This window comes from Dolichospermum sp. FACHB-1091 (genome assembly GCF_014697585.1).
Classification (GTDB): domain Bacteria; phylum Cyanobacteriota; class Cyanobacteriia; order Cyanobacteriales; family Nostocaceae; genus Dolichospermum.
This window is the reverse complement of sequence record NZ_JACJSB010000017.1, coordinates 39,234-61,374: the sequence shown is the minus strand read 5'-3', so window position 1 is coordinate 61,374 and position 22,141 is coordinate 39,234. Positions and strand designations below refer to the sequence as shown.

23 protein-coding genes are annotated in these 22,141 nt (G+C 37.3%); 13 read left to right on the top strand and 10 right to left on the bottom strand.

What is annotated here, in order from left to right; all coding sequences use genetic code 11:
• Positions 1 to 76 precede the first annotated feature (76 nt).
• Complete coding sequence (locus tag H6G25_RS12455) at positions 77 to 3,700, top strand: tetratricopeptide repeat protein (RefSeq protein ID WP_190392753.1); 3,624 nt, start codon at positions 77 to 79, stop codon at positions 3,698 to 3,700.
• Positions 3,701 to 3,897: 197 nt separating this feature from the next.
• Here H6G25_RS12455 and H6G25_RS12450 read toward each other — a convergent pair whose 3' ends face one another.
• The 6 genes from H6G25_RS12450 to H6G25_RS12425 form a co-directional block, all read right to left on the bottom strand.
• Positions 3,898 to 4,116, bottom strand: a complete 219-nt coding sequence (locus H6G25_RS12450) for a type II toxin-antitoxin system HicA family toxin (RefSeq protein ID WP_190392752.1) — start codon at positions 4,114 to 4,116, stop codon at positions 3,898 to 3,900.
• Positions 4,116 to 4,358, bottom strand: coding sequence for a type II toxin-antitoxin system HicB family antitoxin (locus tag H6G25_RS12445; RefSeq protein ID WP_190392751.1), 243 nt, complete (start codon positions 4,356 to 4,358; stop codon positions 4,116 to 4,118). Before H6G25_RS12445 ends, H6G25_RS12450 begins: the two co-directional genes overlap by 1 nt.
• 41 nt (positions 4,359 to 4,399) lie before the next feature.
• Positions 4,400 to 4,696 (bottom strand): type II toxin-antitoxin system RelE/ParE family toxin, encoded by a 297-nt coding sequence (locus H6G25_RS12440; RefSeq protein WP_190392750.1) that lies wholly within the window; start codon positions 4,694 to 4,696, stop codon positions 4,400 to 4,402.
• Positions 4,693 to 4,881 (bottom strand): hypothetical protein, encoded by a 189-nt coding sequence (locus H6G25_RS12435; RefSeq protein WP_190392749.1) that lies wholly within the window; start codon positions 4,879 to 4,881, stop codon positions 4,693 to 4,695. Before H6G25_RS12435 ends, H6G25_RS12440 begins: the two co-directional genes overlap by 4 nt.
• Positions 4,882 to 4,949: 68 nt before the next feature.
• A complete protein-coding gene (locus H6G25_RS12430) occupies positions 4,950 to 5,645 on the bottom strand; it encodes a Uma2 family endonuclease (protein WP_190392748.1) in 696 nt (231 codons plus the stop codon).
• A 70-nt stretch (positions 5,646 to 5,715) separates the two neighbouring features.
• A complete protein-coding gene (locus H6G25_RS12425; RefSeq protein WP_028088833.1) occupies positions 5,716 to 6,165 on the bottom strand; it encodes a hypothetical protein in 450 nt (149 codons plus the stop codon).
• Between the two features lie 121 nt (positions 6,166 to 6,286).
• Between H6G25_RS12425 and H6G25_RS12420 the strand changes: the two genes are divergently transcribed.
• Positions 6,287 to 6,982, top strand: coding sequence for a TrkA family potassium uptake protein (locus H6G25_RS12420; RefSeq protein WP_028088832.1), 696 nt, complete (start codon positions 6,287 to 6,289; stop codon positions 6,980 to 6,982).
• Between the two features lie 262 nt (positions 6,983 to 7,244).
• Here H6G25_RS12420 and queA read toward each other — a convergent pair whose 3' ends face one another.
• Positions 7,245 to 8,372 carry a tRNA preQ1(34) S-adenosylmethionine ribosyltransferase-isomerase QueA gene (queA, locus tag H6G25_RS12415; protein ID WP_190392747.1) on the bottom strand — a complete coding sequence of 376 codons (1,128 nt, stop codon included), beginning with the start codon at positions 8,370 to 8,372 and terminating at the stop codon, positions 7,245 to 7,247.
• Between the two features lie 157 nt (positions 8,373 to 8,529).
• Between queA and H6G25_RS12410 the strand changes: the two genes are divergently transcribed.
• Positions 8,530 to 8,922, top strand: coding sequence for a hypothetical protein (locus tag H6G25_RS12410; RefSeq protein WP_190392746.1), 393 nt, complete (start codon positions 8,530 to 8,532; stop codon positions 8,920 to 8,922).
• Between the two features lie 74 nt (positions 8,923 to 8,996).
• Here H6G25_RS12410 and H6G25_RS12405 read toward each other — a convergent pair whose 3' ends face one another.
• On the bottom strand, positions 8,997 to 9,452 hold the full coding sequence (locus tag H6G25_RS12405) for a YraN family protein (RefSeq protein WP_028088829.1): 456 nt from the start codon (positions 9,450 to 9,452) through the stop codon (positions 8,997 to 8,999).
• Positions 9,453 to 9,466: 14 nt separating this feature from the next.
• On the opposite strand from H6G25_RS12405, the gene H6G25_RS12400 reads away from it, so the two are divergent.
• Positions 9,467 to 9,970 carry a pentapeptide repeat-containing protein gene (locus H6G25_RS12400; RefSeq protein ID WP_190392745.1) on the top strand — a complete coding sequence of 168 codons (504 nt, stop codon included), beginning with the start codon at positions 9,467 to 9,469 and terminating at the stop codon, positions 9,968 to 9,970.
• Between the two features lie 56 nt (positions 9,971 to 10,026).
• Here H6G25_RS12400 and H6G25_RS12395 read toward each other — a convergent pair whose 3' ends face one another.
• The gene (locus H6G25_RS12395; protein ID WP_190392744.1) at positions 10,027 to 10,638 is read right to left on the bottom strand and encodes a Uma2 family endonuclease; all 612 of its coding nucleotides are present in this window, start codon (positions 10,636 to 10,638) and stop codon (positions 10,027 to 10,029) included.
• 194 nt (positions 10,639 to 10,832) lie between these two features.
• On the opposite strand from H6G25_RS12395, the gene H6G25_RS12390 reads away from it, so the two are divergent.
• Together H6G25_RS12390 and H6G25_RS12385 are read left to right on the top strand one after the other, a co-directional pair.
• On the top strand, positions 10,833 to 11,729 hold the full coding sequence (locus H6G25_RS12390) for a phosphorylase (RefSeq protein ID WP_190392743.1): 897 nt from the start codon (positions 10,833 to 10,835) through the stop codon (positions 11,727 to 11,729).
• A 212-nt stretch (positions 11,730 to 11,941) separates the two neighbouring features.
• Positions 11,942 to 13,300, top strand: coding sequence for a cysteine desulfurase-like protein (locus tag H6G25_RS12385; protein ID WP_190392742.1), 1,359 nt, complete (start codon positions 11,942 to 11,944; stop codon positions 13,298 to 13,300).
• Between the two features lie 264 nt (positions 13,301 to 13,564).
• Here H6G25_RS12385 and H6G25_RS12380 read toward each other — a convergent pair whose 3' ends face one another.
• On the bottom strand, positions 13,565 to 15,847 hold the full coding sequence (locus H6G25_RS12380; RefSeq protein ID WP_190392741.1) for a bifunctional (p)ppGpp synthetase/guanosine-3',5'-bis(diphosphate) 3'-pyrophosphohydrolase: 2,283 nt from the start codon (positions 15,845 to 15,847) through the stop codon (positions 13,565 to 13,567).
• Positions 15,848 to 16,147: 300 nt separating this feature from the next.
• Between H6G25_RS12380 and patD the strand changes: the two genes are divergently transcribed.
• The 7 genes from patD (at position 16,148) to H6G25_RS12345 (ending at position 22,113) form a co-directional block, all read left to right on the top strand.
• On the top strand, positions 16,148 to 16,498 hold the full coding sequence (gene patD / locus H6G25_RS12375) for a heterocyst frequency control protein PatD (RefSeq protein ID WP_190392740.1): 351 nt from the start codon (positions 16,148 to 16,150) through the stop codon (positions 16,496 to 16,498).
• 184 nt (positions 16,499 to 16,682) lie between these two features.
• Positions 16,683 to 17,930: a hypothetical protein gene (locus H6G25_RS12370; RefSeq protein ID WP_190392739.1), complete on the top strand. Its 1,248-nt coding sequence runs from the start codon at positions 16,683 to 16,685 to the stop codon at positions 17,928 to 17,930.
• 281 nt (positions 17,931 to 18,211) lie between these two features.
• A complete protein-coding gene (trxA, locus tag H6G25_RS12365; protein WP_028088821.1) occupies positions 18,212 to 18,547 on the top strand; it encodes a thioredoxin in 336 nt (111 codons plus the stop codon).
• A 183-nt stretch (positions 18,548 to 18,730) separates the two neighbouring features.
• Positions 18,731 to 19,396, top strand: coding sequence for a nitroreductase family protein (locus H6G25_RS12360; RefSeq protein WP_190392738.1), 666 nt, complete (start codon positions 18,731 to 18,733; stop codon positions 19,394 to 19,396).
• A gap of 599 nt (positions 19,397 to 19,995) precedes the next feature.
• Positions 19,996 to 20,496 carry a DUF2231 domain-containing protein gene (locus H6G25_RS12355; protein ID WP_190392737.1) on the top strand — a complete coding sequence of 167 codons (501 nt, stop codon included), beginning with the start codon at positions 19,996 to 19,998 and terminating at the stop codon, positions 20,494 to 20,496.
• The gene (locus H6G25_RS12350; protein WP_028083356.1) at positions 20,493 to 21,101 is read left to right on the top strand and encodes a DUF2231 domain-containing protein; all 609 of its coding nucleotides are present in this window, start codon (positions 20,493 to 20,495) and stop codon (positions 21,099 to 21,101) included. The genes H6G25_RS12355 and H6G25_RS12350 overlap by 4 nt, the downstream gene beginning before the upstream one ends.
• An 88-nt stretch (positions 21,102 to 21,189) precedes the next feature.
• Positions 21,190 to 22,113: a cytochrome c oxidase subunit II gene (locus H6G25_RS12345; RefSeq protein WP_190392736.1), complete on the top strand. Its 924-nt coding sequence runs from the start codon at positions 21,190 to 21,192 to the stop codon at positions 22,111 to 22,113.
• The last annotated feature ends 28 nt before the right edge of the window (positions 22,114 to 22,141 follow it).

Here is a 22,141-nt window from a genome sequence, read left to right as displayed (position 1 = left end):
TTGATACCGAACTCAGATAGAATTGATTAACGTCATCACAAAACCCTTAAAAACCCAATTCAGAAATATCATTTTTATGTCAGTGATTACCATTCGGGAACAACAGCAAACAGCAACAGGATTTGCAGCCAGTCTCAGTTTTGGTGACGGTGAATATGACATTATTATCACTGACCCCTTCACTCCCCAGGAGGAACGGGAACTAGAATGGTATTTTGAAGAGTGGCTGGTTTATCCCATGGTGGATAAAATCAAAGCCGAAAGGGCAAAAAATAGCGTTAAAACCTACGGTGAAAGGCTGTTTGACCAAGTTTTTCACGATAATAAAGCATACAGCAAATATCAACAACTCAAAAATAATCTCAGTCACTTACAAATAGAAATAGTTAGTAAAACGCCGGAATTTCAAGCATTGCATTGGGAAGCATTGCAAGAACCTAATCTTCCCCGACCTTTAGCTGTAGATTGTGTAATGCTGCGGAAAAGCGTTAACCCTGCTGTTGGGTCTGTAAATTTGCCAACTTCTCCAGTTATTAACTTGCTGGTAGTGGTAGCGCGTCCTGACGAAGAAAAGGACGTAGGTTATCGGACAATTTCCCGACCTTTGGTAGAATTAATCGAAAATGGTCAATTACGGGTAAATGTAGAGTTGCTGCGTCCGGGAACATATCAGGCATTATCCCAGCATTTGGAGGAAAAGGGCGCGAATTTTTATCACATCATCCATTTGGATATGCACGGGGCGTTATTGACTCATGAACAGGTGCAGGTGCAAGAACCCAGTGCAGTTAATCGTTATTTGTTCAAAGGACGCTATGGACGGGATGATTTGCAGCCTTTTGAGGGTGTGAAGGCGTTTTTGGCGTTTGAGGGGGAGAGTCAGGGGAAGGTTGATTTGGTGGAAGCGTCGGAATTAGCCGCTTTGTTGACTGGTAAGGGTATTCCTGTATGTATTCTCAATGCTTGTCAGTCAGGTAAGCAGGTGAAATCACCTCTCCCTCAAAATAATGTAGAGACGTTCCATGGAACGTCTCTACAAAACACAACAACATCTCTACAAAATACAGAAGAAGAGGTCAGAGAAACCAGTTTAGGTAGTCGGTTGATGAGTGCGGGAATGCAGATGGTGGTAGCAATGGGTTATTCTGTCACTGTGACTGCGGCTAAGTTGATGATGGAACATTTATATAAACATTTATTTGCTGATAAACCTATCACGGAAGCAATTAGATTAAGTCGGCGAGAATTGTTTAATGATAAGGAACGGAAAGCCTATTATCAAAATATTAAATTAGAAGATTGGTTATTACCTGTGGTTTATTATAACCAGTCGGTGAATTTTAATTTACGTCAGTTTACACCAGAAGAAGAAGAGAAATATTTTGAAAGTGTTAGTAGTGAATATCGCTTTACTTTACCGACTTATGGCTTTGTCGGGCGAGATTTGGAAATTCTCAAAATTGAGAAGGCATTGTTAAAACACAATGTTTTGCTGTTGCAGGGCATGGGAGGAACGGGAAAAACAACACTGTTAAATTATCTGCGGGAATGGTGGCAAAAAACCAACTTTGTGAAAAATACCTTTTATTTTGGCTACGATGAAAAAGCCTGGACACTCGAACAAATTTTATTTTTTATCGGGCAGCAAGTATATAAAAAGTTTGAATTAGCTAATTTTCAAGCAATGAGTCAAAGGGCGCAAATAGAGAAATTAGTTGCCAAATTGCGGTCTGAAAAATACGCTGTGATTTTAGATAATTTAGAATCAGTTACAGGACAACAATTAGCGATACAAAATACATTACCACAAACAGAACGGCATCAAATCCGCGATTTTATTGGGCGGTTGGTTGGTGGTAAAACTTTAGTAGTTTTGGGTTCACGCAGTCGGGAAGAATGGTTACAGCAGCAAACTTTTAAATTCAATCTTTATGAATTGCAAGGATTAGATCAAGAAGCGCGGACGGAGTTGGCTGAGAAGATTTTAGAAATAAATATACCTCCAGACAAAATTGAGAAAATTCGCCAAGATGGGGATTTTCAGAAGTTAATGAAATTGTTAGCTGGTTATCCCTTAGCAATGGAAGTTGTGTTAGCAAATTTGCAAAAGCAAACTCCACAGAAAATTTTACAGGGTTTGCAAGCAGCGGATGTAAATTTAGATGTTGCTAGTGAGGATAAGACTAAGAGTATTTTAAAATGTGTGGAATATTCCCACAGTAATTTATCACCAGAAGCGCAAAAATTGCTGATTTGTTTAGCTCCTTTTAGTGGGTTTATATTTCGTGATATTATTCGTAATTATATCAATGAATTGCAGAAATTAGAACCTTTTCAAAATTACCAGTTTGATAAATTTGATGATGCTATAAAAGAAGCAATTAACTGGGGTTTATTATCCCCAATGGATAATGATTCACCTCTATTAACAATTCAGCCTGTCTTTCCCTACTTTTTGAAGACTAAATTAGCAACTGTTGACGCTGCAACTTGTGAAGCTTTGCAAACAGGATTTAAAAACCATTATTTAGGTTTAGCTAGTTATTATAATCAGTTAATGGAATCTAAAGATCCCCAAGAGCAAAAATTGGGGATATTTGCCTGTAAGCTGGAATATGAAAATTTATATAATGGGTTGCAAATTTGTTTAGATAAACAAGAAAGTATTAGTATTTATTTCTGTTTGGATAAATATTTTAGGTTGATTAATGATAATCCTAGCAATCTAAAATTAGCAGAAGCAGTTTGTCAACGTTTGGATAATTCAACTGCATTTATCAAGAGTGAGTTAGGTTATCAAATAGCATTGGCAATTGACAGACTTGGTAACTGTCAACTTCAAGCCCAGCAGTACAAGGAATCTCAAAAATCTTATGAAAAGATCTTACAAATTTATGATGCCCTAGAGAGTGGAGAAGAAAGACAAAAACAACTTTGGAAAGCTAATACCTACCACCAGTTGGGATATGTAGCCCAAAAAATGCGGGAATATGCCCAAGCACGGGACTATTATCAACAAGCTTTATCTATCTTTATCGAATTTGGGGCTAGATATGAACAAGCTAGTACCTACCACCAGTTGGGATATGTAGCCCAAGAAATGCAGGAATATGCCCAAGCACGGGACTTTTATCAACTAGCTTTATCTATCTTTATCGAATTTGGGGATAGATATGAACAAGCTAGTACCTACCACCAGTTGGGAAGAGTAGCCCACGAAATGCGGGAATATGCCCAAGCACGGGACTTTTATCAACAAGCTTTATCTATCTATATCGAATTTGGGGATAGATATACACAAGCTAGTACCTACCACAATTTGGGAATAGTAGCCGAAGAAATGCAGGAATATGCCCAAGCACGGGACTATTATCAACAAGCTTTATCTATCTATATCGAATTTGGGGATAGATATGAACAAGCTGGTACCTACCACCAGTTGGGAATAGTAGCCCAACAAATGCGGGAATATGCCCAAGCACGGGACTATTATCAACAAGCTTTATCTATCAAAATCGAATTTGGGGATAGATATACACAAGCCTCAACCTATGGACAATTAGGGTTACTTGCAGAAGCACAAGAAGATTATACAGAAGCTAGAACAAATTTACAAAAAGCCTTAGAGATATATATTGAATATAAAGATGAATATAGGGCGAATATTGCGAGGGAGATTTTAGAAAGATTACCAGAGTGATAAAATAAATACGGTTGTTTTGTTTGCTTTCACAACCGCCCTGAAATGAATTTCAGGGCTAATAGCCAAAGTAAACTTTAGTTTACTAAACAATTTTCAGGTTATTTAGTCATCTTTAGATGACTTTTGCTATGAGACTGGGAATTCATTCCCAGACGGGTTAAAGGTTTTGCGTTAAATAGAAAAATAATAAATTTTTAAAGCACTTCCCATTCATCTCTGTTAATTTGAGCTTGTTTTAATATCTTTGCTAATAAGCTTTTGCTAATATCTCCTTCATGGGGATTAGGAATTATTAACCTCACATCATCTCTAACCATAAATTGATGTCTTGTCCCTGAATATGGACCCTCAAAGCCAATTTGTTTCAGGTAATAAATTAAATCCCGGCGACTAATAGGTGCAAAGCTTGGCATCAAGCTACATCCTTTTTCAAAGCAAGGTAAATACCATCTAACTCAGGTATATTATGTCCTAACTGCAATCCTAAAACAATCCATTCTTCCAAAGATTGTTTTAATTCTTCTCGACAATTTTCAATTGTAGGTGCATTGGCATATAAACCTTGTAATTCAGGGACTTCTGCGTAAAAAGTACCATCATCTAAAAGTTCATATTTGGCTCGGTTTAAGGCTGCTTGAATGTAGTTTGTTAGCATTATTTTGTCTAATAAGATTTTGCCCAAAACTATCTCTATATCTACTCTGCTTCTAAATTTGGCGTTATTTGCTGTGAACCGTGAATAACAGCCAGCACTTCTATTTCCCCAGATTTGATGTAGTAAATTATTCGATATGCACCTTCAATTATTTCACGGATTTCCTGGGTTGCAAACTCTGGTACAATCCGACCTGAAAACGGAAAATTAGCTATTTGTTCAGAACGCCTAGTTAATTTGTCAATTACTCTAGCCGCATATTGTGGAGAATTTGGGGAAATATAGGTATAAATTGCCGAAAGATTCTCTACGGCTGTTTGTGTCCAATAAACTTTCACTCTGGTAATCCAAATTTAGCTCTAACTTCCTGTACAGAAATTAATCTACCAGCTTGACTGTCAGCAAGTCCAGCCTCAACTACTTGCCTAACATAAATCTCATACATCAAATCATCCCAAGTAAAATTATCCGGTAATCTGTCAATTAATTTCTGGGCTTCTGTTTTAATGTTTAATTTTTCCATATTTTTAGCTCAAATCTAGCTCTCTGATTACATTGTAGGCTGAAAATTAAAAATCTACTTAAATTATATCACAAACCTGATAAACGCTGTAAAAATTCCGTGTGTTCTGGTGAATTTAATCCTGTTTGCAATACTTCTAAAACCTTAACCATATCTCCTGCTAATAATGCGGTTACAGATAACCATAATCCGGGCATAACTTGACTTTTAATAATCCCCTCTGTATCAGGTTGCAGTAATATATATTCACTATCATGTAACCCAAACCAATCTAATTTATTTTCTAAACTCTGCCAAACAAGATATTCCTGAATGCCGTTACGTTTATAGGCTTTTTTCTTATCATATAAATCATAAGCTGCACTGCTGGCGGCAATTTCCGCGACTAATTCCGGTGCGCCTTCAATATAATCATCATCGGTAATTCGAGATTTTCCACCCAAACTTTCATCAATTAATAAAACTCCATCGGGTTGAGGTTCGTTATCTTGATCCAATCTGATGGTAGGTTCTATTCCTAATTTAATTCCGGGGGTATAAATTTGATAATTTCCTAACCAAATCATCAATTTAGCATGGGGTTCTGCATGACGTTGAAAGCGTAAAGGTGAGGCCACGTAAACTACTCCTTCGATTAATTCAGCTTTTTTAATATCGAGACTTTCAGTATAACGACGTTCAAATTCATGGCGTGATAAGCGATCGCCATTTTCTAAAGGTAGAATTTGAGGAGTTGGGTTAGTTTGTGGCCGCTGCATTACCATGTGCTATACCTCCAAGAATTAATTTACACAATCAGCAGAGGACGGGGACAACCCGCCCGTATATAATCAATTATGGTGCTGGGGGTAAAGTTCCACCACTAGCAGCCGGCGGTTCAGTGTAATCGCAAAAGATATTGACCCCTATTTTCAGGATATATAAAACTATAACAGTGGCAATGGCCGGATCAAGAGGTAAACCACTGGATGAAGCTAAACCCACTAAGGAAACTATCACACCTGTCAGTAAAGGAGAACTGCCCGGATTTTTGGTGTATTCTTTGAGTTGTCCACGAAACCCGTCATCACCACAAAGTTCATTTCGCAAGGCTTTAAGGGTGATTTGTAAAAGTGACTTATCTCCCCCCATGATAACTTGACGATTTTTTTCTTGCCATAAATCTTGAAAAGCCGTTTCCATGTCGCCATTGTGCTTTTCTAAATGATCCATTGCTTCCAGTCCAGGGGTATAATCGGGCATTAATTCCCGCATAGCTTGGATTTCACTGCTAGTTATTTGCATAGCTAATTTAAGTTGTTTACTTAGTAGTATCAAAATCAACTACATTATGGACAGGGATTATTCATTCCTTATTTAGTGTACCAATCACTAATTACCCATTACCCATTACCCATTACCCATTATGAATCTTTCATCATTAAAATTTCTCCGCAGTTTACGTAAAGACAACCACCAATTTGCTGTCATTGGCTTAGGTCGTTTTGGTCGTTCTGTTTGTTCAACATTGCATAATTTAGGTTATCAAGTTTTAGCCACAGATGTTGACGAAAAACGAGTTTCTGAGGCTTTACATGAGCAAATAGTCGGTCATGCTTTACAACTAGATTCAACTGAACCAGCAGCCCTAAAAGAAGCCGGAATTTTTGAATTTGATACCGTAATTATAGCCATTGGTAACTATATTCAGGAAAGTATTATTACTACTTTAAATGTGAAAGAAGGTGGTGTACCTCACGTGGTGGCAAAAGCCTCTAGTGAAGTTCACTGTAAATTATTACAACGAGTAGGAGCAGATCATGTAGTATTTCCTGAATATGAAGCCGGTTGTGCTTTAGCACGAACACTTACTAAACCAGGAATTTTAGAAAGATTTGATCTTGACCCAGATAATAGCATTGTGGAGTTAATTGTTCCTGATGAATTTCATGGGAAAACTATTGCTGAACTTCAACTTCGTAACCGCTATGGTTTAAATATGTTGGCCGTAAGTCATGATGGTAAATTTATCATTAATCCTGAACCAACTAAACGTTTAGAAAAAGGTTCTGCAATGGTAGTAATTGGTTGCAACAAAGATATTAATCGTTTACCAATTTGAAGCAACCAGATACTTACAGCAATTTTAATGTACTTGTACCACACTTTTGTTTTTATATTCCTTTCTTCTCCCTGTTCCCTGTTCCCTGTTCCCTGTTCCCTGTTCCCTTACCAATTTGAAGCAACCAGATACTTACAGCAATTTTAATGTACTTGTACCACACTTTTGTTTTTATATTCCTTTCTTCTCCCTGTTAAGAGTTCCCAGTTAAGAGTTCCCTTGTCATAACGACAATTTTTAACGCCAACCTACTTAATCATAGTTAATCTAATTCTATGCTTTTCTTTTTATCTGCTGGTAAAATCACCATAGCATCCCCAAAAGAATAAAAGCGGTATTCAGAGGCGATCGCTTCTTGGTAAATATCTAGTAACCTTTCTCTACCAATTAAAGCACTAACCAACATCAACAAACTAGAACGGGGTAAATGAAAATTGGTGATTAAACCCTCCACAACTTGCCATTTATAGCCAGGATAAATAAATAAGTTCGTTTTCCCCATAAATGGCTGTAAATCCCCCAATTGCGCCGCTCCTTCCAATGCTCTCACCACTGTTGTCCCCACCGCAATAATGCGTCCTCCCGCAGCCTGAGTAGCCCGAATTTGCTCAACGGTATCAGCAGAAACCTCTATCCATTCTTCGTGCATGGCGTGAGTAGTCACATCTTCTACTTCTACTGGGCGAAAAGTACCGACACCAACATGAAGAGTAATAAAGGCTTGATTAATGCCACAAACCCGCAATCTTTCTAGTAACTCCGGTGTAAAATGTAGCCCTGCTGTTGGCGCAGCGATCGCTCCTTCCTCCTGAGCATACACCGTTTGATACTGTTCATTAGCAGCGGTAGAGGCCGTGATATAAGGTGGCAGGGGAATTTCGCCAAATTTGCCTAATACCTGGACTAAAGGCACTGCTGGCGGCAAATCAAACTGCAATAATCGCCCCCCGGTTTGTGGATCTGATTCAACCACCGTCGCTCTTAATGTCTGTTGATTTTCCTCTCCTCCCGCTGTAAAAATAATTTCACTGCCTATCTTAAACCGCTTACCAGGTTTCACCAAAGCCAACCAGCAATTATGCTGTCGTTCTTCCAATAGTAACACCTCCACTTCCGCACCAGTAGACTTACAGCCGTACAACCGAGCGGGAATCACTTTCGTATTATTCATTACCAGTAAATCACCGGGTTGCAGCAGTTCCGGTAAATCACGGAAAATATGATGAGAAACTGGTATAGTTTGAGGATTTTCCAGAGAATTTACAACCAATAACCTGGAACTATCTCTAGGAACAGCAGGGTTTTGGGCAATTAGCCCTGGTGGAAGTTCGTAGTCATAACTAGATAACGAACAATCTAAATTCACATCCTGTACTTCTAGACTAGACATTTTCTGCAATTTTGCTTATACTATTTGTTACTTGATTTTCATGAAAGGGAATTAATGGGTAAATCTCCCCATAGAAAAACGGGGGCTTTTACCCTACCGGGAACTGGGCTGGATTAGGGAAGATAGAGAGGTAAAATTAGCTTTGATCCTTAACACCATGAGCGAATACCTGTATTGCTTGGCCAATGCCAGTCTCACACTGAGAATCGTTCAACACCTCCACGCTAGAAAAGAAACCCCTGTTTCCTTTGTTAGTATAATTCATCAAATTAATGGTTGGGTAGTCAGAATCAAATTTAGAGAAGTGCTTTCACCCCAGGAAGATGGTGATTTTCGGGCATTTTTGAATGAATTAGGCATTAACTACCAACCACCAATGAGAGTACAAATGGCACTGTGGAGTTTAGAATCCGGACAAGCCCCTGTAGACGTAATGGGTCGTTATCAAGTAGCAATTGTTTCCCATGGAAATCCTGAAAGAGAAGAAATTGAAGCATTTAGACAACAGTTTGTGCGTGGTTTAGGCTACTGTCCAGAAACACTGGCTTAAACAATTTAAAACTGAAAATTCAAAATTGTTTGTGTATTATCACAGAATGGAAAATAATTCTGGTCTCATATTATTTATTGGTCAAAAGCTGCCAGAATGTATTCTTGCAGCTGAAAATCATATCCAGATACCGATAAACTAGCCAGAGAGACTTCTTCAATAACTGCCCTTTTTATCAGCTTTTTTGATGTAGGTTGATAATGGACAAGGGCTATATCAAAGCGACAATAATAATCAGCTTTTTCAGGATATTCACTTAAAAATATTTCCGCCGTTTGCCAGAGTTTTGCTTGTTTTTTGGGAGTAATGGCGTTTTTACCCAACTCATCCCAATTACCGGAACTCCGGGTTTTAACTTCTATAAATGCCACTGTTGTGTCTTGATATTGGGCAATAATATCAATTTCTCCCCAGCGACACCAAAAGCGACGGTGCAAAATTTCCCAACCCGTAGATTGTAACCATTTGGCTACTAGGTCTTCACCTATGTTACCAATATCTGCATAATTAAATGGAGAAGGATTAACCATTAAATAACAATACCATGAATACTCAAAATCGTAGTTGGACAAGTATACTCAGTTTATTACTTTTGGCAATCATTACCATCACAACCTTATTAGGTTTTGTTCCTGCTGCTGTAGCACTGGAATATAACAAAGAAATTCTCACCAGTGCTGATTTTTCTGGACGTGATTTAAGAGACTCTAGTTTTACTAAAGCCAATCTGCGCTACAGTAATTTTAGTAACTCTAATTTAACAGGTGTAAGTTTTTTTGCTGCTAATTTAGAATCAGCAAATTTGCAGGAAGCCAACCTAACTAATACTACATTAGACTCCGCACGTCTGATCAAAACCAATTTAACCAACGCCATTCTAGAAGGTGCATTTGCCGCTAATGCTAAATTTGATGGTGCTATAATTGATGGTGCTGATTTTACAGATGTCCTACTGCGTCGAGATGAACAAAATAAATTATGTAAAGTAGCTAAAGGTACTAATCCCACAACGGGTAGGCAGACAAGAGATACTTTATATTGTTCTTAGATTTAGATCAGATCCCCAACTTCTTTGAAAAGTCGGGGATCTGATGCTTACGGTATTTATATATTTTGTAAAATTTGTGAAAGTGTTAATTTGAGTTCTGGAAATAATGGCGATATAATTAAATCATCACATCTAAATTGATTAACTATGTATTCATCATCAACTAAAGAATAAATAGAAATAGTTGGTTGTTTAGGATTACCAATAAATCTTTTACCACCGAAAGCACCATAATCAACTATCCAATATTCAGGAATACCCATTGATTCATAATCGTTAGTTTTATGAGTATAATCGGTTTGCCAATTACTGCTAACAATTTCTATCACTAAAGGAACTGAAGCAGCTTGAGTAACGGTTGATTCTTTTTTCCACAAAGGTTCATTAGGTAAGTTAGCAGGATTTAGTAACAAAATATCAGACAAATAGGCAGATTCAGATTTTGCTGCTTTGATGAATGTTGTTTTAGGTATGAGGTAAGAAAGATTGAATCTATCTAATTCTCCTGATATCTTACGAACTAAAAAACCAATTACAAATTCATGATCTCCTACTGGTGGGTTCATTTCTACAATTTCTCCATTATGTAATTCATAACGTGATCCTGTTTCTGGATAAAATTGGATAAATTCCTCAAAGCTTACGAATTTGGTTAATGCTTGAACCATGATTCACCTCTAGAATGGTGATAATTTGCTGATTTCAATTATAATAGGACTTACGCAAGATTCATGGAATAACGAACCACTCCAGGCACAGAGGTCACGGAGAAATGAGGATTTGAGAGATATTTTGCGTAAGTCCTGTATAATATAGAGAAATCAGATTTGGTTTATAAATTGAGTAATTGATGATATAAAATATGAATCAGCTAAAAATCCTCCTTGAACCCGGTACATTATGGACAAGCATCAAAACTACAACAGAACAGGCTTTAAAATCTGGAGCTTTAAAATCTATTCCCACGGAATTGGAAATTATTGAACAAGATGGAGTACAATTTATAGTCAGAATTTTAGCAAATCTCAACCGCAAAAAAGCCGATAAAGAAAAACAAAAACAACAAATCTCTAAGACTGGTAAAGAGTTTAATCCTTTCTTACCTTATGAAGAAGATTTATTTGTAGCAGATATTTCTTCTACTCATGTTTGTATTTTAAATAAGTTCAATGTTGTGGATAATCATTTGTTAATTATCACCCGCATTTTTGAAGAACAAGAAACCTTACTCACCCTAGAAGATTTTACAGCAATGTGGACTTGTTTAGGAGAATTTGAAGGTTTAGTATTTTACAATGGTGGTAAACTAGCTGGTGCGAGTCAACGACATAAACATTTACAAATTGTCCCTTTTTCAGAAACAGATATTCCTATTTCCCCACTTTTAAAAACAGCAAAATTAGAAAATGATCTGGGAACTATTCCAGAATTTCCATTTTTACACGCTTTTACTACTCTTAAAATGGGAGAAAGTGCAGAAGTAACCTTAGAAAAATATCATAATTTACTACATAAAACGGGAATTAAACCTCTAGAAAATCATCTACAATCGGGAGCATACAATCTTTTAATTACACGAAAATGGATGTTAATTGTGCCGCGAAAACAAGAAGAATTTGCAGAAATTTCCATAAATTCTCTAGGTTTTGCAGGTGCATTATTAGTCAAAAATCAACAACAAATGGAACTACTCAAAAACATCAACCCAATTAATATTTTAACCAATGTTGCTTTTCCCATAGAAAAAAATAAATATTAGAGTAAAATATTAGAGTAAAATATTAGAGTAAAATATAAGCTAATATATAGCAATCCTAAATCAGACGTGAATACCTCTTTCTTCTCTACCTCTGTGTCCTCTGTGTCCTCTGTGGTTCGTTCAAAAAAAATCCATTCACAACCCACCGAGAATTGCTATACTCACATCTTGTAGCTTTACGCGGAACAAAAATCATAAAAAGGGAAAAAATTATGGAATCTCTAGATATAAAATGGATTCGTTCTCAGTTTCCCGCACTGACACAAACAATCAACAAAAAGCCAGCAATTTTCTTTGATGGACCAGGAGGAACACAAGTTCCTGGTGGGGTTTTAGACGCAATTAGTGATTATTTAGTTAGATCAAATGCGAATGTTCATGGTACTTTTGCTACTAGTTTGCGAACAGATGCTTTAATTACTTCGGCCAGAGCAGCGATCGCTGACTTCTTAGGATGCGATAATGATGAAATAGTATTTGGCGCAAATATGACCACTCTCACCTTCTCTGTGAGTCGCGCTATTGGTAGAGAATTACAAGCTGGTGATGAAATTATCGTTACAGACTTAGATCATGCTGCGAATATTTCTCCTTGGTATGCTTTAGCAGAGAAAGGTGTAATTATTCGTGCTGTTGATATTAATACTTCTGACTGTACTTTAGATTGGCATGATTTAGAAAAAAAGATAAATTCCCGCACCAAATTAGTAGCAGTTACCTATGCTTCTAACGCCGTGGGGACAATTAATGATATTAGTAAAATAGTCAAAATAGCCCACAATGTCGGGGCTTTAGTATATGTTGATGCTGTCCATTACGCGCCCCATGGACTGATTAATGTTCATCATTTAGATTGTGATTTTCTAGCCTGTTCTGCTTACAAATTCTTCGCGCCTCATGTAGGAATTGTCTACGGAAAAAGAGAACATTTAACCAGATTTTCTCCTTATAAAGTTAAACCAGCAACAGAAGAAATTCCCTCAAAATGGGAAACAGGAACTTTAAATCATGAAGGTTTAGCGGGGTTAGTAGCAGCGATTAATTATTTAGCCAAATTAGGTTGTCATGTTTCCCCAAACTTAGATAATGAATTACTTTCTTCCTTAATAGAAGCCGACAGAGAAGGTTTAACTACCTTCCATTGTCCTCGATTTTTGACCGCACCAGAACAAAAAAATCATGAATTAGTATCAGCTTATCATAGTCGGCGAGCAGCTTTAATAGCAGCAATGTCAGCCATTCAAGAATATGAAAGAGAATTAAGTAAAAAGCTAATTTCAGGTTTATTAAAAATCCCTGGTTTAAGCTTATATGGTATTACAGAACCCAGCCAATTTAAATGGCGGACACCAACAGTATCTATTCGCATAGCAGGAAAAACACCCGCAACCATAGCCCAAATATTAGGAGAAAAGGGAATATTTGTTTGGTACGGAAATTTTTATGCAATTAACCTCACGGAAAAATTAGATGTAGAAACATCTGGTGGATTATTGCGGATAGGATTAGCCCATTATAACACAGTTGAAGAAATAGATCAACTGTTACAAACCCTAAATGAAATTGTTTAAGAGGGAACGGGGAACTCTTAACTCTTAACTGGGAACTCTTAACTCTTAACTCTTAACTCTTAACTCTTAACTCTTAACTGGGAACTCTTAACTGGGAACTCTTAACTGGGAACAGGTTTTGAGCAACTTTACTTTTCGTTACTTATGTCGCTTTTTTTCCGTTTACCTACTTAGTCTCATTAAACCCTAATTAGTCCACGGAGGTGGACTTTGCTTGTCTAGTAGCGACTTCTATTCGCCCAATACCCTTTATTAATTTATAATTCATCTACAGTCCTCAGCCTCACAGACACGACGTATATTAATAATATCGCTCATTTTTCTCAGTTGAACAAATAAACGTTCCAATTGAGAACAATCGCGCACATCAATTCCTAAATCAATTAAAGCTGGTTCTCCCAAGGAAGTTTTAACTTGAGCGTGACGGACATTGATACCCTGGTCGCTTAGTCGAGACAATACATCTTTTAATACTCCGACTCTATCTAATGCCTCAATTTGCATATTAACAGGATATGTATAAGGACGATTTTGGCTCTCTGTAACTGAATTCCAACGCACTGGTACTAAACGCTCATATTCAACATGATCTAGATTATGACAACCTTGGCGGTGTATAGAAATTCCTCTTCCCCTAGTCACAGCGCCCACAATTGCTTCTCCAGGAATGGGGGTACAACAACCGGCGATATGATAAACTAACCCCTCCACCCCAATAATAGGGGAATCACTAGCACGGTATGTAGATAATAAATCAGTTTTTTCCTGGCGCGAAGTTTTTGCTGTTAATTCCTTGGCGAGAAATGGGATCATATCAGTAACAGGTTGTTTACCTTTAACAACTTCCCGCCAACGGTTCAGGACTAGATTTAAGGTAACTTCCCCATAACCTAAACTAGCCAGTAAATCTTCTACACTGTGATAATTACACTTTTCCGCCACAGTCTGCATAGCCTCTGACTTGAGTAAGTTCTCAAAACCAGTTTTCCCCAATTCTTTTTCTAATAAATCCCGTCCCCTGGCGATATTTTCTTCTCGGCGCGATCGCTTATACCATTGTTTAATACGATACTTCGCCGCCGAAGTACCAACAAAATTTAACCAATCTAAACTGGGATGACAATTTTTTTGGGTAATAATGTCAACAATATCACCATTATGCAATCGCGTTGATAAGGGAACAATGCGCCCATTTACCCGCGCCCCTGCACAGTGGTTTCCGATTTCTGTATGAATGCGATAGGCAAAATCTATACTGGTAGAACCAGGACTTAAAGGAATAACATCCCCCTTGGGAGTGAAGACATAAACACCATCTTCAAACAGATTATCTTTCACACTATCTAAGTATTCCTGAGCATCTTTTAAGTCACTTTGCCAATCTAACAATTGGCGTAACCAAGTAAATTTTTCATCAGAACTTGTTAAGTTAGTATTCTCAGAACCACCAGTTTCTTTATACTTCCAATGAGCAGCAATTCCGTATTCTGCGATATGGTGCATTTCCAGAGTGCGAATTTGCACTTCTAAGGGTCGCCCTGTCAAACCAATTACCCCAGTATGTAGAGATTGATAATTGTTTGGTTTAGGCAGACCTATATAATCCTTAAATCTACCAGGGATAGGACGAAAAGTATCATGAACCACCGCTAAAGCTCGATAGCATTCTTCATTAGTTTGGACAATAATTCGCAGCGCCGCCAAATCATAAATTTCATGAAATTCCTTTTGCTGCCGCCGCATTTTTTGATAAATGCTATAAAGGTGTTTAGGACGACCGCTAATTTCCAAACAATTAACACGCGCTTTCAGTAACCGACGGCGCAGAGTCTCCGTAGCTTTAAGTAACTTTTCTTCCCTATCGGTGCGTTTTTCAGCTACACATTGCTGAGTTTCTCGATAGGCCTCCGGTTCTAAATATTTGAATGCTAGGTCTTCTAATTCCCATTTAATTTGCCAAATTCCTAAACGATTCGCCAAAGGTGCGAAAATATCTCGTGTTTCCTGGGCGCTACGTTGACGACTAGATTCTGGCATATATTGAAGAGTCCGCATATTATGCAAACGGTCCGCCAGTTTGACCACAATTACCCGAATATCTTGCGCCATAGCCAGAAACATTCGCCGGAAATTTTCCGCTTGACTTTCGGTTTTGCTGGTAAAATTAATTTTCGACAGCTTAGTAACACCTTCTACTAATCGCCGCACCTCTAGACCAAAGCGTGCTTCTATGTCTTCACCTGTAACTTCTGTATCTTCAACTACATCATGAAGTAAGCCCGCTGCTATCATAACAGGACTACCACCTAATTCACGGAGTATTTCTGCCACAGCCACAGGGTGAGCAATATAAGGTTCTCCAGATTTTCGGGTTTGACCCCCATGTAATTCATAAGCAAACTGAAATGCTCGACAAATAAGGGCGTTACCGTTATACGTTCGCTCCTCTTCCTCCGTAAGTATGGGTGCTGGAGGTTCAATTAAACATCTGTTAAGCCAGTCTGGGAGAACGACATCAGTAGGAGGTTTGATAGCTATACTACTCATAAAATCAAAAAGGTAATTTGTGGATAGGTTGGAAGATAGTTAAAATTGACAGCACCGCCATAAAATAGATGCTGTTGCCTGGAGGCTTAGAGATAAGGTGAGAAAGATAATGTTCTAATTGTATTGTTTGTAGTTATCATCCATTACAGGTTGCTTGCAAATATGGTCAGAAAAACCTATTGACGATAAACCAAGCCCCAAAAGTAAAATTCAAGGCTGGTGATTTTCAGCAAAAACAAAAGAAAGTTGAGTTGTATGAGAAAATTTTCTTGACATTAATATTATCCTAACTGGCAACAAATGTCTTTAAATTGTGATAAATATCAGGAATTGGCAACATTTATAGACGAGTTACGAACTCATGTAACAGCCGATAAACTCAATACTAGTCAATTACGGTTAAATTTCACCCATTTACAAACATTTTTTTTACAGCAAATTGTTCCCTTAGTTGATGACAATTCCCAGCAACTGTCCTATAAAACGGAAATAAGTAAACAGTTGCGACTCTTGGAAGTGGATATAATGTTTCTCCAAGGGGCAAAGCATTCAACAACGCTACAGGCTAGATTAAAGAATATTGAAGAACGCATTGATACTTTAATTAGATATTGTCAAGCTATTATTCAGCCAGCAGAAGAGAAGGAATAATCAACCACAAATATACTGAAATTAAATGAATTTAACTGACTCACAAACTAACTACTGAGTATATAAAACTTAACAAAAAAAACTACTAAAGTCATAGAAAAATGGTAAATTAATTTCAGTAACACCGATGATCAGGCTGTGTTTCTTGATAGTCCATCAACTTAAATAGATACAGGATAGTTATATGTTTAATAGAATACGTCGCCTTTTAAGTAGATTTTTCAATAATTCTCGCACAGTCAACAACGAACCACTAAATAAAGTGAGTTTGATTGTAATTATTTTAGTTGATATTTTCATTTTAATTAACGTTTTTACGGGTTTAAATGATATTAGTCAATGGTATCTTAGCCCGTCTCAGTCTTATCCATGCTATTCTGAATGGAACGATTATAAAGCAGATACTAGGACAAATAAAGATTATGAATTTCTGATCAGTGGATTACCTTATGGTAGCAATGAGCAAACAATTCAACAAAGATATCAAGATGCAGAAAACAGACATTTGGGTAAAGTTTCGCCAATATGTTTAAATTATGCAGAATTTAAAGATCAACTAAACAATCCTGAAAATCAGAAAATTCTCAAAACGATAAATCAGAAACAAGATAAGATTAATCAACTCCAACAGGCCAATAATACAATTCGTCAACAATACGATTCTACACTTTTAGAAAAAATTGCTGGTCAGCCTTCAGGTAATTCTATTAATCAAGTACGAGCGGAAAAAGCTAAACAGGAATTAACGCAAAATAACCGCAATATTTCTGTATTAAAACAAGAAATTGCTAATCTACAAAATCAACTGCTGAACAAACCTGAAAGTATTAATTTCCTCTCTTTTGTCAAGGACGAAACTAAATTTAACCAAGTTGCAAAAGGTCATCAAGACGCATCATTTTGGTATTCTAGCATTCAATTTATATTTCAGTCTATTTTCCTATTGCCCTTGATTTTGGTTGCATTATTCGTTAATAACTTCAGTCAACGCCAAGGATATGGATTAATAAGCCTCATAAGCTGGCATTTGCTAGTTATATTTCTCATTCCTCTAGTTCTAAAAATATTTGAATTTCTGCAAATTGGTGTCATATTTCAATATTTATCTAATCTCATTAATCGTCTGTTTGCAGGGTTAATCTTCCTCCTGCGTTACCTTTATATTTTGGTAATTCCTGTACTTGGTTTTGGGATCATTAAATTTTTCCAAACCGTTGTATTTAATACCAAAATTCAGGCCACTAAAAGAATTCAAGAATCAAGGTGTATTCGCTGTGCCAAAAAAATTCGTCCACGAGATAGTTACTGTCCCCACTGTGGTTATGATCAATATATTGAATGCCATAATTGCCATAATTTGACCTATAGAGGATTACCTTATTGTTATCATTGTGGCGCTGATCAAAATTCTCGTTCCGTAGAACAGAATTAAAAATCAAAAAGTATATTTCATCAATGTTGGGTTGAACTGTCGTTCAACCCAACCTACAGAGATAATAAAAAACTTAGCAAATTTAAACTTAGTAAATTTAAACTTAGCGACATATTTCTTAACTTATTTATTAGATAAAATCGAATTAAGTAGGTAAACGGAAAAAAACCGACATAAGTAACGAAAAGTAAAGTTTCCCAAAACCTGTTCCCTGTTCCCTTGTCATAACGACAATTTTTAACGCCAACCTACTTACTAACTTAAATCTAAAGAGAGGATTTATGTCATCAATTACGAATGTAACAGAAGCCACATTTAAACAAGAAGTATTAGAAAACGAAACACCCGTTTTAGTTGACTTTTGGGCTCCCTGGTGTGGTCCGTGTAAAATGTTATCTCCTGTCGTCGAAGAAGTAGCTACAGAATACGAAGGACAATTGAAAGTTGTTAAAGTCAATACAGATCAAAATCCCACTATTGCTAGTCATTACGGGATTCGTACCATTCCCACATTGATGGTATTTAAAGGAGGAAGACAAATTAATACTGTTGTTGGTGCTGTTCCCAAAACCACTTTAGCTGCTACCTTAGATAAATATATTACCAGAGAGAAGTAATTAAAAAACAGGGATATTAAAAAAACAGGGATATTAGAGATAAAAACCTCGCATTTACCTCCTGTGCGTCTCTGCGTGATCAAAAATACCCTGTAATTCCATCAACAAATAACAAACAACCGGTTAATTGAACAGCGGACAAAAAAGCGTTACCCTAAATAGGACAAAACAGAGGAGAATACCGTGAGTTTCAGCGCCCAGACCCAAGCATTAGACGTACCTAGCGCCATAGTACAACGCCGTTCCATCAAAACCTTCAAACCAGATTCTATTTCCCCCGACTTACTCAAACAACTAGTAGAATTAACCGTAGCAGCACCCAGTAGTTTTAATGTTCAATCTTGGAGAATAGTATTAGTTCAAGAGGAAACGCAAAAACAAGCATTATGCGCGGCTTCTTATAATCAAAAGCAAATTATCCAAGCGCCCGTTACCTTTGTTTTCGCTGCTGACGCTGCTGCGGGAGAAAAGGACTTAACACCCATTTTAGAACAAGGGTTAGCTACAGGAGCCTGGAATGAGGGAACTGTGAATTATTTTAGAAATGCAATTCCCCAATTTCAAGCAGGGTTAGGAGACAAGCGCCGGGAATACGCTATTAAAGATGCCATGATAGCAGCTACAAACTTAGTCTTAGCCGCAGAAAGCCTGGGTTTATCTACCTGCTTTATGAATGGTTGGATTGAAGAACAGGTCAAAGCTATAATTGGTGCTGAGAATAACCCAGACATAGCTATTGCTGTTTTAGTACCGGTCGGTTATGCGGCCGAACCGCGTTTAAATCCCGGTCGTTTACCATTATCGGTTAATGTGTCTGTAGATAAGCTAGACAATCCCTATGAAGGTTAATTAGGGATTTGGGGGTTAGGTTGGGACAATTTTTGACTAAATGAACCATATTTTTAGTTTCGCGCAAAGACGCTAAGGAGCAAAGACGCAAAGGAAGGTTGAATATTTTGTGTGAGGCCGCACAGAATCATGAAATTCATCTGTCCCCATTTTCGTTTATCTGCGTTTATCTGCGTTTATCTGCGTTTAATTATTCTATCTAGCTTTGTTTTAATTCTACTTATTATAAAAACTATATATTTCGGTTGTTTAAATTACAAAGTGATAATTTTTTATTGTACATCAATAAACATAAAAATAGTTGGTTTTGATTTAAAAATATTGTAATACGGCAATGACTAAAATTTGTTGCTGGCTCTCTCATTAATTCTAGAAGTTTTACTTTTAGTTTTTCTGACAATTCACAAAAATTTACTTAACCTAAATATTGGGTTTAGTAAGTTCAATTTCTAACAGTGATTTAGTTTAGCTACATCCATAATTACTGTTGTTTGACATATTTTCCCTATTTTTCAGGGGAATAAATGACTGAAATCACAGCAAATTTATCATATTTATGTTTGGCTGGATAGAGTAGTAAATAAGTCTAGGAGATTGTAATGCTGGATTTTTTCACTTCATTGAATGAGCATAATTTACCATATCCAGATCCTTTACATCCTATCGTGGTTCACTTTGTAATTGCGATGGTTCTATTTTCTGTTTTCTGTGATGTCGCTGGGTATTTAACTGGTAGAACTCGCTTGTTTGAGGTGAGTTGGTGGAATATGTGTATTGCTACAGTGGCGATTTTTGTGGCAATTATTTTTGGTCAATTTGAGGCGGGTTTGGCTAAACCTTATGAACTGGCTAAATCAGTTTTAAATGTTCATACTCTCATTGGTTGGTCACTTTCTGGAATCATTACGGCTATTACAGCTTGGCGTTATGTTTTACGGAGTCATAACCCGAATAAACTGCCTTTTCATTATATAGCTGTGGGCATTTTATTAACATTAATTGTCGGTTTTCAAGTGTATCTTGGTGATGAACTTGTATGGGTGTATGGCTTACATACTGTACCTGTTGTGGACGCGGTAAAGGATGGAATATTGCCATGAATTCAGAATTATTAGATCAAATTAGTCATCAAATGGGTGCAAATGGTTTACCTTATGCCATTCCTGTTCATCCTAATTTAGTACATCTAACATTAGGTTTATTCATCATTGCCATCATTTTTGATCTTTTGGGTGTATTCTTCCCTGTGGAAAAATGGCTATTCAGATTTTTGGGAATTAAAGTTGAGCGTTCTCAATTATTTGATGTGGGTTGGTATAACGTTTTTGCCGCTGCTGTAATTACATTCTTTACGGTTGGTGCGGGTTTTTATGAAATGTTATTGGCTGCCCCACCAGCAGATATTAAAAGTCCTTGGGGAATGTTAGCAATGCCCACAATGATGTGGCATGGTGTCGGTGGTGTATTGCTATTAGCAATGATTGTTGGTATGACTTTTTGGCGAGGTTGGCAACGTTATGTTATCGGCAAATATGAAGAGCGAGAAGTACAAATTTCTTATCTCGTTGTCGGTGTAATTATTATGTTGCTGATGTATCTTCACGGCACATTAGGAGCGCACTTAGCAGCAGATTTTGGTGTTCACAATACAGCAGATAAATTACTGCGAGCCGGACAAGACATTAATCAAATATTGGGTAAATAGGTAATGGGTAAATAGGTAATGGGTAATTGGTAATGGGTAATGGGTAATTAAAAACCAACTGACAACTAACAACTGACAACTGACTATTATGAAAATTCGGCAAATTCTCAACTTTTTGACCCTAGCTACTGGGGCAGTTGCCGTAACTTTTACTAGTCTATGGATTGGTAAACAGGCTTATTATTGGCTTCCTCCTCAAGGGGCTGCTGAATCTCATCTTATTGATGATTTATTTAGCTTTTTGGTAACATTAGGAGCTTTAATTTTCCTGGGAGTAACTGCTACTCTTCTCTATTCCATCACTTTTCATCGTGCCAGACCGACGGATTTTAGTGATGGTCCTCACATTGAAGGTAATATAACTTTGGAGGTAGTTTGGACGGCAATTCCGATTATGTTGGTATTATGGATTGCTGGTTATAGTTACCAAGTTTACGAACAAATGGGTATCCAGGGACCCTCTCACCAGATACATCTACATAATCCCATGAAAATGGAGTCCGTTGCTGTTGTAGAAGATAAAGATCCAGCAGCCATAGTCGAAGATGTAGAACATATTGATGTATCTGCTAAACAATGGGCTTGGGTGTTTCATTATCCAGACAAGAACGTTACCAGTACAGAATTACATTTACCCCAGGATAGTCGTGTCCGTCTTAATCTACATTCGGAAGATGTACTTCACGGCTTTTATATACCCGCTTTCCGTCTTAAACAAGACATCATTCCTGGTCATGATCTGGACTTTGAATTTACTCCTATTCGCCCCGGTGCTTATGATTTAACTGATTCCCAATATAGCGGTACATATTTTGCTACTATGCGGGCAAAAGTAATTGTGGAATCACCTAGTCAATATCAGCAGTGGTTAAGCAAAGCTGCAAGTCAAGAACTCACTCCAGCACCTAACCAAGCGGCTTCTGAATACGCTCAAAAACTCGAAAACGGGATTAATAGCGGTTGGAAAACTGTTAAACCCGCTACACCCCCTTTGGTCAATTTCTCCGGTTAACTAACCTTTTGCTTTTAGATTTGGTCAT

Bases quoted from the DNA above. Each gene is read 5' to 3' on its own strand.
- H6G25_RS12435 (WP_190392749.1), bottom strand. From the start codon at position 4,881: ATGGAAAAATTAAACATTAAAACAGAAGCCCAGAAATTAATTGACAGA.
- H6G25_RS12410 (WP_190392746.1), top strand. From the start codon at position 8,530: ATGAGCGAATACCTGTATTGCTTGGCCAATGCCAGTCTCACACTGAGA.
- H6G25_RS12425 (WP_028088833.1), bottom strand. From the start codon at position 6,165: ATGCAAATAACTAGCAGTGAAATCCAAGCTATGCGGGAATTAATGCCC.
- H6G25_RS12370 (WP_190392739.1), top strand. From the start codon at position 16,683: ATGTTTAATAGAATACGTCGCCTTTTAAGTAGATTTTTCAATAATTCT.
- H6G25_RS12400 (WP_190392745.1), top strand. From the start codon at position 9,467: ATGAATACTCAAAATCGTAGTTGGACAAGTATACTCAGTTTATTACTT.
- H6G25_RS12430 (WP_190392748.1), bottom strand. From the start codon at position 5,645: ATGGTAATGCAGCGGCCACAAACTAACCCAACTCCTCAAATTCTACCT.
- H6G25_RS12395 (WP_190392744.1), bottom strand. From the start codon at position 10,638: ATGGTTCAAGCATTAACCAAATTCGTAAGCTTTGAGGAATTTATCCAA.
- H6G25_RS12450 (WP_190392752.1), bottom strand. From the start codon at position 4,116: ATGCCAAGCTTTGCACCTATTAGTCGCCGGGATTTAATTTATTACCTG.
- patD (WP_190392740.1), top strand. From the start codon at position 16,148: ATGTCTTTAAATTGTGATAAATATCAGGAATTGGCAACATTTATAGAC.
- H6G25_RS12390 (WP_190392743.1), top strand. From the start codon at position 10,833: ATGAATCAGCTAAAAATCCTCCTTGAACCCGGTACATTATGGACAAGC.
- H6G25_RS12355 (WP_190392737.1), top strand. From the start codon at position 19,996: ATGCTGGATTTTTTCACTTCATTGAATGAGCATAATTTACCATATCCA.
- H6G25_RS12420 (WP_028088832.1), top strand. From the start codon at position 6,287: ATGAATCTTTCATCATTAAAATTTCTCCGCAGTTTACGTAAAGACAAC.
- trxA (WP_028088821.1), top strand. From the start codon at position 18,212: ATGTCATCAATTACGAATGTAACAGAAGCCACATTTAAACAAGAAGTA.
- H6G25_RS12405 (WP_028088829.1), bottom strand. From the start codon at position 9,452: ATGGTTAATCCTTCTCCATTTAATTATGCAGATATTGGTAACATAGGT.
- H6G25_RS12380 (WP_190392741.1), bottom strand. From the start codon at position 15,847: ATGAGTAGTATAGCTATCAAACCTCCTACTGATGTCGTTCTCCCAGAC.
- H6G25_RS12345 (WP_190392736.1), top strand. From the start codon at position 21,190: ATGAAAATTCGGCAAATTCTCAACTTTTTGACCCTAGCTACTGGGGCA.
- H6G25_RS12385 (WP_190392742.1), top strand. From the start codon at position 11,942: ATGGAATCTCTAGATATAAAATGGATTCGTTCTCAGTTTCCCGCACTG.
- queA (WP_190392747.1), bottom strand. From the start codon at position 8,372: ATGTCTAGTCTAGAAGTACAGGATGTGAATTTAGATTGTTCGTTATCT.
- H6G25_RS12455 (WP_190392753.1), top strand. From the start codon at position 77: ATGTCAGTGATTACCATTCGGGAACAACAGCAAACAGCAACAGGATTT.
- H6G25_RS12350 (WP_028083356.1), top strand. From the start codon at position 20,493: ATGAATTCAGAATTATTAGATCAAATTAGTCATCAAATGGGTGCAAAT.
- H6G25_RS12445 (WP_190392751.1), bottom strand. From the start codon at position 4,358: ATGCTAACAAACTACATTCAAGCAGCCTTAAACCGAGCCAAATATGAA.